This is a genomic window from Acrocarpospora pleiomorpha (assembly GCF_009687885.1).
GTDB lineage: Bacteria > Actinomycetota > Actinomycetes > Streptosporangiales > Streptosporangiaceae > Acrocarpospora > Acrocarpospora pleiomorpha.
This window is the reverse complement of the sequence record NZ_BLAF01000069.1, coordinates 95514-108833: the sequence shown is the minus strand read 5'-3', so window position 1 is coordinate 108833 and position 13320 is coordinate 95514. Positions and strand designations below refer to the sequence as shown.

The following is a 13320-nucleotide window of genomic DNA, read 5'->3' as shown; positions in this document are numbered from 1 at the left end:
CGAGGGCGATCAGTGGCCAGCGGCGGGCTGGCGTCTCGTCGGTGATCGGGAATCCGTTGGGGTCGAGGGTGCCGACGCGTCGGGCCACGTAGGTGCGGTATGGGACGAGTTCGGGGTCGATGAAGCAGCTCATCACGCGGACGCGGAGGGTGTCCGGCAGGGTGGCGGACGGCAGCAGGGCGAAGACCTTCGCGGCGGCGATCTGGCGGTCGCGGTGTGGTTTGCAGGTGTCGCAGCGGGTGATGTGCCGGATCAGCTGATCGCGTGTCTCGGTGGTGAGATCCCCGGTATGGCCTTCGAGGATCTTGGCGCGTTTGGCGCAGTCGTGCGGGCCTTTGCCCGCGAGGACCTCGGCGGTGACGGCGTCTCGCAGGCGTTCGGTGGCGGCTTCGCGCAAGGACTCCGCCTGCCGTACCGGACGGCCGAGAGCGGCGGCGAGGTCGGGGCCGGACAGGCCGTGGCGGGTGCTGAGTTCCAGGACTTCGCGATCGTCGACCGACAGTGCCTGGGTGGCCTTCCAGGCGGTGACCCGCAGGTCGTCGTCGGCCTCGCCGGACGCCGGGACGGCCACCCCCGCCGGATCGGTGTCATCAGTGATCACGAACCCCGGCATCCGGCGGCGCGCGCACTCCCCCCGCGCGAGCGCGAACAGCCAGGCCTGCAGCTGCTCCGGATCGGCCAGCGACTCGATGCGGGCCTCGGCGGCGATCAGCGTGTCCCGCAACGCCACCTGGGCCCCGTCTGCACTGCCCAGCATGGCCCAGCAGAATCGATAGATGCTCTCCGCGTGCGAATCGTAGAGCGCGGCGAGGGCGCCTGGATCGCGGTCACGCAGCGCTTCGACCAGGACTCGATCATTCATGTAACCGAAGGTAATGGATTAGTAACTAGCAGTTCCAGCGATTCCCACGAATGCCATACCTTCGATTCAGTACGGCTTGCGCCTCATTTATCCAACCAAATCGCCCAATATCGTTAGCCGACCGGTCAGAAAAGCAACACCATCCCGGCGACGGCCACGGCGATCCCCGCCAGAATCAAGGTCACCACCGCGCAGACCATCGCGGCGTGGACCATCCCCCAATCCGTGCCCGAGACATGCTGTTCCCTCATGTCGGCCAGCGCCCTCGCCCGCAGCGAAAGCGCGATCAACGCCGGAATAACCCCCACACCCACCAGGAACAGCAGCGGCAACGACCCGAAGCCCAGCCTGGTCGCCCAGACCACGGCCCGCCGGTCCACCCTCGCCGGACCCACCTGCCCAATCGACCGTACGGCCACCGCACTCCGCCGATGCGCCCCCATCCAGACCATCCCCCATCCACAGAAATTTCCAGAAATGCCAGCACGACAAACCGGGTATCGCCCGCGAGACGAAATACCCGGCTGTCCAGCATTCATAACACCACCACAAGAATTAACCGATTAGCCGGACACAAAACCCGATTCGGCCGAGCCGAGATGGTGTGCTGGAGGAACGTTCGCAGTCACGCGAAGCCGCGTTCTCCAAGGCTGCGGTCACACCTTGGTCGTCAAATTCGCTGAGATTGCCGGGATTCTCCCACCCACCCAGCCCTTTTCTTTACCTCGGGCTCCGCCCGTCCCCGTCATCCCCGTGGTCGCTCGGATGAAGCGGCATCCGGACGGTGCCGTGACCGGGGGCTAGTGAGGTGCCCAGAGACGGGGGGAAGCTGTGAATCGCCGAGGCCCGTGAGCCATGGTGACCCAGTAAAGAGCTCGTGGTTCCCCCGCTAGGGGCGACCAACGCTGATGTACGTGAAGCCAAGTGTGCGCATGCCGACCGGGTCCAGCAGGTTTCGCCCGTCGAACAGCACCGGCCGTCGCATCACCGAGGCCGCTCGCGCCCAGTCCACCTCCTTGAGCTGCGGCCACTCCGTCACCACGATCGCCGCGTCCGCGCCCTCGACCGCCAGTTCAGGCGTCGCGTGGCGGCTCGTCGAAAGCCAGGGCTCCGCGGCGCCCGGACGACCCATCGGGTCCCAGCAGCGCACCTCGGCGCCCTCCGCCAGCAGCCGGGCGGCCAGCACCGTGCTCGGCGCCTCCCGCATGTCGTCAGTCCCGGGTTTGAAGGTCAGCCCCAGCAGCGCCACCCGCGCGCCTGCCAGCGTGCCGAGCTCGTCCTTCAGCTTCTGGATGGCTCGCCGCTTCTGCAGGTTGTTGACTTCGATCACCGCCGACAGCAGCTGCAAGTGATAGCCGGTGTTGCTGGCCAGTTGCCGCAGCGCCTCGGAGTCCTTGGGGAAGCAGGAGCCGCCCCAGCCGATGCCGGGGCGCAGGAAGTGGTGGCCGAGGCGGTGATCCAGGCCGACGGCGCGGGCGACGTGCTCGACGTCGGCGCCGGTTTTCTCGCACAGAGTGGCGACCTCGTTGATGAAGCTGATCTTCGTGGCGAGCAGGGCGTTCGAGGCGAGCTTCACCATCTCGGCGGACAGCACGTCCATCACGACGACCGGTCCGTCCACGCCGTGGTGGAGTTCCTGGATCAGGCGGGCGGTCTGCTCGTCGAAGGCGCCGATGACGATCCGGTCCGGATGGAGGAAATCATGTACCGCGGTGCCTTCAGCGGTGAACTCCGGGTTCGAGGCGTACCCCACGTGGGCGAGACCGCCCGCGTCCATCGCGGCCCGCACGCGAGTGCCGGTGCCCACCGGCACGGTCGACTTCATCACCACTGCTCGCAGGTGGAAGGCGCCTGCCAGCGATTTCACGACCGCCCAGACCCTGGAGAGGTCCGCGTCGCCGGACGCCGACGGTGGCGTGTCCACGCATACGTACACGATCTCGGCGTCGGCCAGCGCGTGCTGGGCATCCAGGGTGAAGGTCAGGCGCTCCTTGTTCCGGGCGATCATCTCGCTCAGCCCCGGCTCATAGATCGGTATGTCGCCGGATTGGAGCAGCTCGATCTTTTCCGGGTTGATATCCCGAACCACGACCCGGTGGCCGAGCTCGGCGAGACCGGCACCGGTGACCAGACCGATGTATCCACCACCGAAAACAGCGACCGGCCTGCCAACCATGGTCATCCCTTCTCACACGGTCGAACCTCATGTCGAGCTGCGGCGAAGAGATGCACCTTGCCCGAGATTCGCCGCATCGAGCGAGCGGGTCAGCTTGTGGCGATATGGAGGCCGGCGCCCGCGCAACCTTCGGAGAGTGCGTTGAGGCCGAAGGCGTCTACGGGGCCCAGGGCGCCGGTGCCGCCGACTCCGTCGATGAGGGCGGTGGTGGCGGCCCAGGCCAGGATGCGGGCCGTGAAGTCGTAGGGGTCGCCGCCGTTGAGCTGCACGGTGGTGAGCAAACGGCCGTCAGATGAGTACGTCTCCGCGATGGTTTGCGAGGAAACAGCGGGATCCGCAGAAGACGAGGTTCGAGGTCCCGAGCGAATGACGCGGTCAGCCATGGCTTCGGTGACGCGCCGAGCACCAGGGAAGGATGCGATGACGGGCGTCGCGCGGGCGAAAACTCCAGCGGCCCGGGTGAGGCCACCCAACCAGCCGAGATAGACGTTGACTTCCCGAAGCCTGGGATACGCGCGCGGGAGCGCGAAGTGCTCGCTCGCCCCAAGAGAGATGCCATGGCGTTTACGGCCGCCCACGGTGAAAAGACGAGTTCGGCCGTGTTCGCGAAGGATACGCCCGTCGCGATAGCCGTACATCGGCTCAAGGATCATGCCGAGCGCGGAGGCGCGGGTTCCGGCGCTGGCGCGGCGGGCGAGGTTGCCTCGGACGAAGTAGCCGATGTCCACCCGCGTCGCTTCGGTGCCCGCTTTGCGGAGGGCCAGGGCGGCGGCGAGATTGCCAGGCACGTAGTCGTACCCGAATGCGGTGATCAGGGTGGCGCCGCGGGCGGCGGCGGGTGGGCCGTAGCGCTGGAAGACGCGCTTGATGAAGGAGGGTTCGCCGGTTGAGTCCAGGTAGATGGCGCCGGCTTCGGTGACGGCCTGAATGGCCGGTTCGCCCCAGCGGGTGAACGGGCCGACGGTGGAGATGAGGACGTCGCCGGATTCGACGATCCTGCGGACCGAGTCGGGGCGGCTCACGTCGGCGACCGCGGTCGGCAGTTCGATCGGGAGGGAAGCCGCGAGGGCGGACAACCGGGCCGGATCGCGCCCGGCCAGCAAAGGCCGGGCGCCGCGCGCCAGCAGGGCTTCGGCGGTGAGCCGCCCGGTGAAGCCGGTGGCGCCGAACAGGACGATCCGGGGGGTGGTCATGCCTGTACCGTAACCCGATTGGGATTTCAAGATCCAGCGAGGGGATCTGGGTTCCGGTAGGCTCACGGCCGTTTCTCGACCATGGCCTGAACGCCGCGATCCTTGATGAAGGGCTCGGTCTGCGGCTTCGCGGTGTGCACCGGTTTCGCGCCGCCCATCGCCAGATCCTCGTACGGCTTCGCCGTGGCCCCCCACGTCCGGGCGACGACCTCCGTCGACTTGGCCTCCCCGCCCTCGCTCACGCTCTCCACGGTGATGATGAAACGCCGGTTGGTGTTGGACCGCACGTCGTCCACGAACGCCGTCCCCCCGCCGATCAGTTTGCCCGCCGCGTCCCGCAGCAAAGCGGTCACCACCAGGCTCGACGCGGGTTTCTGGAACGGGTCGGTGACGTATCCGGTGATCAGGTACGACCCTGTCCCGAGCTTCTCGGTGGCCACCTTGCTCACCGGGAACGGCTTGAACGCGGACGGGATCCGGGCCGCCTGATGCCACGCCGCCGGCCGGTAGTTGATCTTCACGGAGACCGGTTTGGCGGCGGCCAGGGCTTCGCCGGTGAAGGCCAGGGTGCCCGCCGGAGGGACTGCGTCCAGCGGCTGCTCCATCCGGACGATCTCCTTGCCGGTCGCGTCCTGGGCGCTGATCGTGGCTACGGTGTTCTCACCGAAATGCCAGCGGTTGGGGTTGCCGAGAACGGCCGCCCAGTTCACCACGTACCCGCCGCTGGCCTTGACCACCGAGGAGGCCTGCTCCTTCAGTGCGAGCGGGGCGAGTTGCCTGGGCTTGTTCGAGTCGTCTTGCCCGCATCCCGCCAGCACCATCAGGGCGGTCAGGATGAGTGCTGTCATACGCTGCGTCACTCAGCTGTGATAACGCGTGACCGCCGGGGTAGTCCGGCGGACACGCGCGTCACGGACGAAAGCTTTAACGGACGCGTTGAACGCGGCCTTCGTCCCAGACCGGTTCGGGTGATTCGTACACCCGGCCGTCGGCGCCGAAAACCAGGAACCGGTCGAAGTCGGCAGCGAACCAGCGGTCGTGGGTGACCGCCAGGACGGTGCCGTCGAACGCGTTCAGGCCTTCCTGCAGAGCTTCGGCGCTGGCCAGGTCAAGGTTGTCGGTCGGCTCGTCGAGCAGCAGTAACGTCGCGCCGGAGAGCTCGAGCAGGAGGATCTGCAGGCGGGCCTGCTGGCCGCCGGACAGGGTCTCGAATCGCTGATCGGCGATCATTCCGGCCAGCTCGTAGCGCGCGAGGATCTTCATGGCCTCGTTCTTGAGCCGGGCGTGCTCGGTCATGACGATCTCGCACGGGGTGCGTTTGGCGAGTTCGGGGCGGGTATGCGTCTGGGCGAAGTGGCCGGGGACGACCCGCGCGCCGAGCCGGGCCGCGCCGGTGTGGCGGATGGTCTCCCCGGCGAGCAAGCGGAGGAAGTGGGATTTTCCCGATCCGTTCGAGCCGAGTACGGCGACCCGCTCGCCGTACCAGACTTCAAGATCGAAAGGTTTCATCAGGCCGGTGAGCTCGACGTTTTCGCAGATCACCGCGCGCTTGCCGGTTCGCCCGCCGCGGAGCCGCATGTTGATCAGCTGATCCTTGGGGGCGAGTTCCGGCGGGCCCGCCTCTTCGAACTTGCGCAGCCTCGTCTGGGCGGCGTGGTAGGCGCTGGACATGCCGTCGTTGTAGGTCGCCTTCTGTTTGAGCATGGCGACCAGGCGCTTCAGCTTGGCATGCTCCTCGTCCCAGCGGCGGCGCAACTCGTCGAGGCGTTCGTTTCGATCTTTGCGGGCTTCGGCGTACGTGGCGAATCCACCGCCATGAACCCAGATATTTCCGGATTCGACGGTGACGATGCGGTCGGCGGCGTTGGCGAGGAGTTGGCGGTCGTGGGAGACGAGGAGGACGGTTTTGGGGGTTTCCCTGAGGGCTTGTTCGAGCCAGAGTTTGCCGGGAACGTCCAGGTAGTTGTCCGGCTCGTCCAGTAGGAGGGTCTGGTCGGGGCCTCGCAGCAGGGCCTCCAACACCAGACGTTTCTGCTCACCCCCGGACAGGGTGTTCACTTCCCGATATTTCACATTGTCGTACGGCGTGCCCATCGCGGCCATCGTGCAGGTGTCCCACAACACCTCGATGTCGTAACCACCGGCGTCGGAATAGTCGGTGATCGCTTGCGCGTACCGCATCTGGGTTTTCTCGTCGTCGCGTTCCATCATGAGCAGCTCGATCGCGTGCAGCTTCTCGGCCGCCTCCCGCACCCGGGTCGGCGCCACCGAAAGCAGCAGGTCGTGCACCGACCGCCCGTCCCGGATGCTGCCGATGAACTGCCGCATCACGCCGAGCCCGCCAGAACTCGCCACCGACCCCTCGACCGGCTGCACATCCCCCGAGATCAGCCGCATCAAGGTCGTCTTCCCGGCGCCGTTCGGCCCGACCAGGGCCGCTTTGACGCCTTCCCCGATCCGGAACGACACGTCATCCAACAAAGGCCGGCCATCCGGCAGCACATAGGTCAGGTGCCCAACCTCGACGTGTCCCACGACAATTCCCCTCCCAGGTCCTCGCGCAGGGTACCTTCCATTTTCCCGAGCGGGCATCCCAATTTTCGTCAGGACAGGAATACGCGGGAAGCCGGATGAGGACGGCGGCGGCGATCAGCGGCCACGAGGTAGGGGATCGTCCACCAGGCTGCGGCTGCCGTGCCGAGCGACCAGCCGATCATCTCTCTGGTCGCGAGGCGGGCGATCGTCAGTGGAAGTCGCCCGGCGATCAGCGCCGAGAAACGATCAAACCAGACCGGAACCGTGACGAGCACAACCGCGGCCAGGCGAGGAAGCGCAGCCCAGCGCGCGATCGTCTCCTGCGTCATAACCGGCCCTTCATGCGGTGGACGATATCCACAGCTTGATCACCTTCGCACGAAATATCGCATCTTCCTCGCCATCCGGACGCGTGTTCCGGGGCGGTGCCCGCGGGTGCATGCTGGGGGGCATGTACGACGTTGGGGTACGTCAGGCCGTACCAGCTGATTACGACAGGATCGTCACGGTTGTCGATGACTGGTGGGGGCGGCCCATGACGGCCGGACTGTCCCGGCTCTTCTTGGATCATTTCTTCCGGAGCAGCCTGGTCGCCGAGGTCAACGACAGACTTGTCGGATTTCTCGTGGGATTTCTCTCGCCGTCGCAGCCGACGGTCGCCTACATCCATTACGTAGCCGTTGATCCAGATTTTCGGGCGAAGGGCCTGGCACGGGAGCTTTACACGCGTTTCTTCGACCTGGCCCGAGCCGACGCCCGAACGGTCGTACAAGCGATCACTTCACCGCAGAATCACCGTTCGATCGCCTTCCACACCTCGATGGGCTTCACGGTCAGCGCCCCTTACGAGAACCACGACGGCCCCGGCACCACACGCGTCCGCTTCGATCGCACCCTCTGAAACGAATGCAAGCGCTGGCCCGACCCCCGCGAGCGCCGACGTCTACCAGCCCGCCGCCAGACCCCTGATTGCCGACAGCCACCCACCCTGGTGGGCGCGTTCCTCTACGACAGATGAGCCCTTTGGTGGACCTGCGCCGCCACGGGCGTGTTGTGCGCCCTGTCCGCGTTGCGCCTCCAACGACGCAGATAACACCAGCAAGAACCGAGGAATTTGCCCCACTTTGCGGGGATTTATCCAGATAGGTCGTATGAGCTGGCCCGATGGGGAAACGGCGGACTCATGGGACAAATGACTTCAGAAGCGCTAGTCGAACGCCTGGCCGACTGGGGAGTCGACACGATCTTCGGGATCCCCGGCGACGGCATCAACGGGATCATGGAAGGGTTGCGCCGCCATCGCGATCGCGTCCGGTTCGTGCTGGTACATCACGAAGAGGCGGCCGCTTTCATGGCCACCGGATACGCCAAGGCGACCGGCCGGCTCGGCGTCTGCCTGGCCACCTCGGGACCCGGCGGAATCCACCTGCTCAACGGGCTCTACGACGCCAAACTCGACCACGCCCCGGTGCTCGCGATCACCGGCATGCAGGAAACCTCCGTACTCGGCACCAACTACCAGCAGGAAGTCAATCTCGACCGCCTGTTCGAGGACGTCGCCGAGTACAACATGATGATCACCAACCCGACCCAGCTGCCCACGCTGGTGGACCTGGCGATCAGAACGGCGTACGCCCGGCGTGGGGTCGCGCACCTGACGATCCCGAACGACATCCAGGTGGCCGACGCGGACGCCGACCCCTGGCAGCACGTCGTGCCCGCCCGCCCACCGCAGACCGCGCCGATCTACCTGTCGGCCCCGGGCCGCCCCCGCGAGGAAGATCTCGTCCGGGCAGCCGACGCGCTCAACGCCGCCAAACGCCCCGCGCTCCTGGTGGGGGCGGGTGCCCTGCACGCACGAGCCGAAGTCCTCGCGGTTGCCGAGACGCTGGCCTGCCCAGTGATCAAGACTCTGCCCGGAAAGGCGGTCATCCCCGACGATTCTCCGTACACCACCGGAGGGATCGGGCTGCTGGGCACCAGGCCGACGGCGGATCTGGTGGACGACGTCGATGTGCTGTTCCTGGTGGGGACCAACTTCCCGTACACCAAGCATCTGCCGGAGCCGGGAAAGGCGCGGTTCGTGCAGCTGGAGGCGGATCCGGCGCGGGCGGGCACGCGGGTGCCGACGGACGTGCCGCTGGTCGGCGACGCGCGGGAAGGGCTGATGGCGCTGCTGCCGCTGCTGACGCCACGCTCCGACCGCACCCATCTCAGGAAATATCAGGAGAAGATGGAGGCCTGGCGGTCGGATATGGCCGCTCTGGCCAGCCCGGATCGTGACCCGATCGCGCCGCAGTATGTCGTGTCGGTCATCGACGAGCTGGCCGCCGAGGACGCGATCCTGACCTGCGACAGCGGCACGATCGCCACCTGGGCGGCCCGCTACTGGACCATTCGCGGCGATCGCGGCTTCTACCTGTCGGGCAACCTCGCCTCCATGGCTCCGGGGCTTCCCTACGCGCTCGCGATGCGGCACGCGTACCCCGACCGGCAGGTCATCGCCTACGTCGGGGACGGTGGTTTCGCCATGCTCATGGGCGAGTTCCTGACCGCCGCCCAGCAGGGACTTCCCATCAAGGTGGTGATCAACAACAACAATTCGCTCGGCCAGATCCTCTGGGAGCAGATGGTGCTCGGCTACCCCGAACACGGCGTCCGCTACCCGGAACCGCCCACCGACTACTCCGCCTGGGCCCGCGCCTGCGGCGGCTACGGCGCAAAGGTCACCAAGGCCGGCGACCTGCCCTCGGCGATGACGGAGGCCTTCGCCTACGACGGCCCCGCCCTGATCGACGTGGACGTCGACCCCGACGAGCCGCCGATGCCGGGCCGGGTCTCCTACGAGCAGGCCAAACACTTCGCCCAGGCGTTCCTCCGGGGCGAACCACACCGCGCCGCGATCGCGACGACCCTGTTCAAGGACAGAATCGCTCAACTGTGACTATCGACCGGCTCCCGTGGAGCGGGCACGGGAGCCCCCAGATGGCGTGTCCAGAACTCCGTGGTGACGATGTGGATCACATTGACGATCAGAATCGCCGGCGCGACGATGGCCACCGTTTCCGGGAAACTCGGCTGCAAGGTGAGCGCGAGCACGATCGCCGTGATCCCGTTCTGCTGGCTCAGAATGAGATAACCGCGGTCCGCCCGCGGCATACCTCGCGTTATCAGGTACGCCACGAGCATCTGGGCGCCGAATGCGGCGACGCCCAGCGCCAAACCGTTCACCCACGCCACTCCGGCGACGAGCAGCATGCCTAAAGCGAAGGTCGCCAGCATGTACGCGCCCTTGGTGGCGATATCGGCGAGCCGGGGCGCCGGCCGATAGAACAGGCCGAGCAGGGCGACCCCCAGCAGCAGGGAGAAACGCACTGCGAACGCCAGGAGCAGGAGCAGGACCACCACTTCGAGAACCTGCGCCGGGCGCACTTTCGAGCGGCGAACCGCGACCCAAATACCCAGGCAAACGGCGGCGAAGGCCAGATTGGCCCCCAGATTGAGCAGGTACGACCAGAAATCGCCGGGTCCATCAAGGATGGATCCGCCCACGTTCTCCCACCGCAGCGCCAGCGCCGACAGGTAAACCACCAGCAAGGCCGTGATCGGGTCATCGAAGGAAGCCCAGACGAGCAGGACGTTCTTCGCCCGCGGCGACATCCGCGAATTGCCAATCATCGCGGCGACGGAAAGCGGATCGATCTGGGCGACGGCGATGCCGAGAACGAGGGCGATGGGCTCCCTTATGACAATGAACATCACTGCCGCGATGAGCGCCGCCTTGACCAGCACTCCCAGGGTTACGGCGATTAACACGATGCGGAGGTCCCGCACGGCTTCCCGGGGAATGCCGGAGGCGCTGGAGTAGAGACCGATCGCCAGCAGTCCGATCACCGTATACAGGTAGAACTGCGACGTGGTGACGTCACCGACCCCTGCGGACTGGGCGAACACCAGACCCGCCACCATGAGGAGGACCGTCTGCCCGAGGCGCTTGGCGACTGGCCTTGAGTCTGTGCTGAGAAGTTCTCGCATAGGCTTACACCAGGCGATCATTGTCAGACGTAAACGCGCGGGCAGCTAAGTGTAAAACAGAACCTCATCGCGTGGCTATTGAATTCTTGCTCACCGATTACCATCCGCTGCGGTCATCTCAAACCGGGTAATCGGTTCACAAATTACGAGATTTCACGGCTAGAGAAGCTTCGCCGTGAGCCAGGGGCGGATGATCGGCAGTGCCTGATTGGCCTGCATAGCCTGCATGTGGTCGAGACCGTCGAGCACCCGCACATCCCAGCCGAGCTTTTCGAGTTCGGCCCGCCGATCAACTATCGACCCCCCGATATCCACCCGGACACCTCCCCACTTCGGGGCATACTCGATGACATCGGCGGAACCGGCGAAGCACAGCCTCGGACAGCTGAGCCCCTCCTGAGCGGCCAGGTCGTCGAAATGCTGGAGTTCCTCGTAGAGGGTGACGAACTGCAGGGCCTGCTCAGGCGTCAGCGAAATCGAGACGGTATCCCAATCCCCCGCCGTCGCGGGCCCCGCGGGCGGCGCATCCAGCGCTTCGACGGCCAGCCGATGGGTTGCCCTGGTAACACTCAGCATTTCCTCGTACGGCCCGCCGACCGGCGGATATCCCCCCATGACCAGGGCCGCGCAACGACTCGTACGGATAGCCAGTTGCATGCCGATCAGAGCCAGCCACGAATACCCGTAATAGCCGAAGACATCGGCGTCCACCGCGTCGGCGACGGCGAGCAGATCACTTACGACGGCGTCCGGCGTGAGCGTTTTCGGGTTGGCGATGACGTGTGCCTCGTAATCGAAGGCGACGACGCGGAAATCATCCCGCAATCCGGTGACGAGAGAATGCCCGAGCGCCGGGTCCCCGCCCCAGTCGCGCATCGCCTGGGCCGCCGGGCCTTCCTCGGCGGGCTTGGGGTTCACCGGAAGCAGGAGGTTCGGCCCGTCACCGTGCACCTCGACCTCGATGCTCGATCCGCCGGGCAGTGTCACGACCGCCATGCTATCTCCTTATGCCGTAAACTGTTTCCGCTCAGACGCACAATACCTTATGCCGTAAGGAGTTTCACCCCTTGGTTGTTTACGCAGGTCAGGGTGATCCACAGCGCACGATGGCCCTGCTGTGGCGCGCGTCGACGGCCGATCCCGGCCGGACGACCCGAGGCCCGAAGCCCGCCCTGACGGTGGACGCGATCGTGGACGCGGCGATCGCGGTGGCGGACGAGTCAGGGTTGGACGGGTGGTCGATGCGCGCGGTGGGGGAACGGCTGGGCCGTACCGCGATGTCGCTTTACACCTATGTGCCGACCAAACGCGAACTCATCGACCTGATGTACGACCAGGCGCACGCGAACCTGGCCACGCCGGTGGATCCGTCCAGCGGCTGGCGCGCCGAAACCGAGTGCTGGGCTCACGATTTGCTGGCCTGCTACCTGCGCCACCCCTGGCTCCTGCAGGTGTCCCACGCACGCCCGGTGCTCGGACCGCACGAACAGGCCGTCCTGGAATCCCTCCTGCGCATTCTCGATCGGACCGGACTGCCCGTCCGGGCGATCGTCAGTTCCCTGTTCAGCCTGGTACGGGGTTCGGCGCAGTCGATCACGGAAACGAGATCGGCCGCCACGACCACCGGAACCCCCGACCAGGAATGGTGGACGCTCCGCGGCGATCTCATGCGGCAACTCGTCCCCGACTTCGCCGAGCGATTCCCTTATTCGGCCGGGCTGGCGAGGCAGCCGGCACCAGGGAACTGGGAAGACCTGGCCACAGACGCGTTCACGGGCGGTCTGGCCATCCTTCTGGATGGTGTGGAGACGGCGGCAGCCTCCATCTGACCGGCGAGCCGGTCAGCATCTCCGCTTGACGGCGCATTTGGCGATGCGTTTGGCGATGACGATGCGCTGAGGGCCGTCGGCGTTGTTCGAGCTGAGGGAGGAATTGCCGCTGGTGGTGGAACCGTTGGCGGTGCTGAAGTTGCCGCTGTTGACGCTGTTCGCGCTGCGGTAATTGCCGCTGTTCTTGCTGTTGCCCGTGTTGATGGTGTCACGGCTGTTGTTGGTGCTGGCACAGCCACTCTGATCGCATCCCGTCATCGGGGCGGCGATCGGGGCAAAGGCCAGGGCTGCGGCGTACATCACGATCATCATCGCGCGACCCGCCTGATGATCTCCTGACGGCCGTTGGCCGTGTTGCCGCTCTTGGAGGAGTTGCTACTCCCCGTGGACCCGTTGGTGTTGGAGAAGTTCCCGCTGTTCACCGGGTTGCCGAGGCTGGTGTAGTTGCCACTGTCGGTGGAGTTGCCGCTGTTCTCCGGCCCGTTGACGCACTTCACCGGAGAGTTGGACGTCGGGGAGTTGTAGCTGATCAGGCGATTGCCGCACAGCAGGGAAGGCAGCGCGCTGACCAGGCCGCCAAGATCGGTCCCGACGAGACGGGCGAGTTCGGAGCGCGCATCGGGCGGGGGATCAGCCCAGGCGGCGGAAGCGCCCAGCACCGCTCCCCATCCAGCTGCGACGATCACAGCC

General features: G+C 66.2%; 14 protein-coding genes. 3 read left to right on the top strand and 11 right to left on the bottom strand.

Going from position 1 to position 13320, the window contains the following annotated elements:
- The 7 genes from Aple_RS41990 to Aple_RS41960 form a co-directional block, all read right to left on the bottom strand.
- On the bottom strand, positions 1 to 862 hold an 862-nt coding region (locus tag Aple_RS41990), incomplete at its 3' end, for an RNA polymerase sigma factor (RefSeq protein WP_170321941.1).
- Between the two features lie 125 nt (positions 863 to 987).
- Positions 988 to 1305: a hypothetical protein gene (locus Aple_RS41985; protein WP_218038771.1), complete on the bottom strand. Its 318-nt coding sequence runs from the start codon at positions 1303 to 1305 to the stop codon at positions 988 to 990.
- 446 nt (positions 1306 to 1751) lie between these two features.
- A complete protein-coding gene (locus Aple_RS41980; RefSeq protein WP_218038770.1) occupies positions 1752 to 3038 on the bottom strand; it encodes a UDP-glucose dehydrogenase family protein in 1287 nt (428 codons plus the stop codon).
- A gap of 89 nt (positions 3039 to 3127) precedes the next feature.
- A complete protein-coding gene (locus tag Aple_RS41975) occupies positions 3128 to 4231 on the bottom strand; it encodes a saccharopine dehydrogenase family protein (RefSeq protein WP_155350338.1) in 1104 nt (367 codons plus the stop codon).
- Between the two features lie 62 nt (positions 4232 to 4293).
- Positions 4294 to 5079: a hypothetical protein gene (locus Aple_RS41970; protein WP_155350337.1), complete on the bottom strand. Its 786-nt coding sequence runs from the start codon at positions 5077 to 5079 to the stop codon at positions 4294 to 4296.
- 76 nt (positions 5080 to 5155) lie between these two features.
- Entirely contained in the window at positions 5156 to 6766 is a 1611-nt protein-coding gene (locus Aple_RS41965; protein WP_155350336.1) for an ABC-F family ATP-binding cassette domain-containing protein, read from the bottom strand.
- 68 nt (positions 6767 to 6834) lie between these two features.
- Complete coding sequence (locus tag Aple_RS41960; RefSeq protein WP_155350335.1) at positions 6835 to 7095, bottom strand: hypothetical protein; 261 nt, start codon at positions 7093 to 7095, stop codon at positions 6835 to 6837.
- Between the two features lie 17 nt (positions 7096 to 7112).
- Here Aple_RS41960 and Aple_RS41955 point away from each other — a divergent pair, with 17 nt between their 5' ends.
- Both Aple_RS41955 and Aple_RS41950 read left to right on the top strand, forming a co-directional pair.
- Complete coding sequence (locus Aple_RS41955) at positions 7113 to 7667, top strand: GNAT family N-acetyltransferase (protein WP_308805545.1); 555 nt, start codon at positions 7113 to 7115, stop codon at positions 7665 to 7667.
- A gap of 291 nt (positions 7668 to 7958) precedes the next feature.
- Entirely contained in the window at positions 7959 to 9710 is a 1752-nt protein-coding gene (locus Aple_RS41950) for a thiamine pyrophosphate-dependent enzyme (protein ID WP_246265136.1), read from the top strand.
- Here Aple_RS41950 and Aple_RS41945 read toward each other — a convergent pair.
- Positions 9701 to 10735, bottom strand: coding sequence for a cation:proton antiporter (locus Aple_RS41945; RefSeq protein WP_155350333.1), 1035 nt, complete (start codon positions 10733 to 10735; stop codon positions 9701 to 9703). The genes Aple_RS41950 and Aple_RS41945 overlap by 10 nt on opposite strands.
- A gap of 225 nt (positions 10736 to 10960) precedes the next feature.
- Complete coding sequence (locus Aple_RS41940) at positions 10961 to 11797, bottom strand: alpha/beta hydrolase (RefSeq protein ID WP_155350332.1); 837 nt, start codon at positions 11795 to 11797, stop codon at positions 10961 to 10963.
- A 71-nt stretch (positions 11798 to 11868) separates the two neighbouring features.
- Between Aple_RS41940 and Aple_RS41935 the strand changes: the two genes are divergently transcribed.
- Positions 11869 to 12630 carry a TetR/AcrR family transcriptional regulator C-terminal domain-containing protein gene (locus Aple_RS41935; protein WP_155350331.1) on the top strand — a complete coding sequence of 254 codons (762 nt, stop codon included), beginning with the start codon at positions 11869 to 11871 and terminating at the stop codon, positions 12628 to 12630.
- Between the two features lie 12 nt (positions 12631 to 12642).
- Here Aple_RS41935 and Aple_RS41930 read toward each other — a convergent pair whose 3' ends face one another.
- Together Aple_RS41930 and Aple_RS41925 are read right to left on the bottom strand one after the other, a co-directional pair.
- Entirely contained in the window at positions 12643 to 12942 is a 300-nt protein-coding gene (locus Aple_RS41930; RefSeq protein ID WP_155350330.1) for a hypothetical protein, read from the bottom strand.
- Entirely contained in the window at positions 12939 to 13316 is a 378-nt protein-coding gene (locus tag Aple_RS41925) for a hypothetical protein (RefSeq protein ID WP_218038769.1), read from the bottom strand. Before Aple_RS41925 ends, Aple_RS41930 begins: the two co-directional genes overlap by 4 nt.
- Positions 13317 to 13320: the final 4 nt, after the last annotated feature.

Coding starts and splice junctions, on each gene's coding strand:
- Aple_RS41985 (WP_218038771.1), bottom strand. CDS start 1,305: ATGGGGGCGCATCGGCGGAGTGCGGTGGCCGTACGGTCGATTGGGCAG.
- Aple_RS41980 (WP_218038770.1), bottom strand. CDS start 3,038: ATGGTTGGCAGGCCGGTCGCTGTTTTCGGTGGTGGATACATCGGTCTG.
- Aple_RS41975 (WP_155350338.1), bottom strand. CDS start 4,231: ATGACCACCCCCCGGATCGTCCTGTTCGGCGCCACCGGCTTCACCGGG.
- Aple_RS41970 (WP_155350337.1), bottom strand. CDS start 5,079: ATGACAGCACTCATCCTGACCGCCCTGATGGTGCTGGCGGGATGCGGG.
- Aple_RS41960 (WP_155350335.1), bottom strand. CDS start 7,095: ATGACGCAGGAGACGATCGCGCGCTGGGCTGCGCTTCCTCGCCTGGCC.
- Aple_RS41950 (WP_246265136.1), top strand. CDS start 7,959: ATGACTTCAGAAGCGCTAGTCGAACGCCTGGCCGACTGGGGAGTCGAC.
- Aple_RS41945 (WP_155350333.1), bottom strand. CDS start 10,735: ATGGTGGCGGGTCTGGTGTTCGCCCAGTCCGCAGGGGTCGGTGACGTC.
- Aple_RS41940 (WP_155350332.1), bottom strand. CDS start 11,797: ATGGCGGTCGTGACACTGCCCGGCGGATCGAGCATCGAGGTCGAGGTG.
- Aple_RS41930 (WP_155350330.1), bottom strand. CDS start 12,942: ATGATGATCGTGATGTACGCCGCAGCCCTGGCCTTTGCCCCGATCGCC.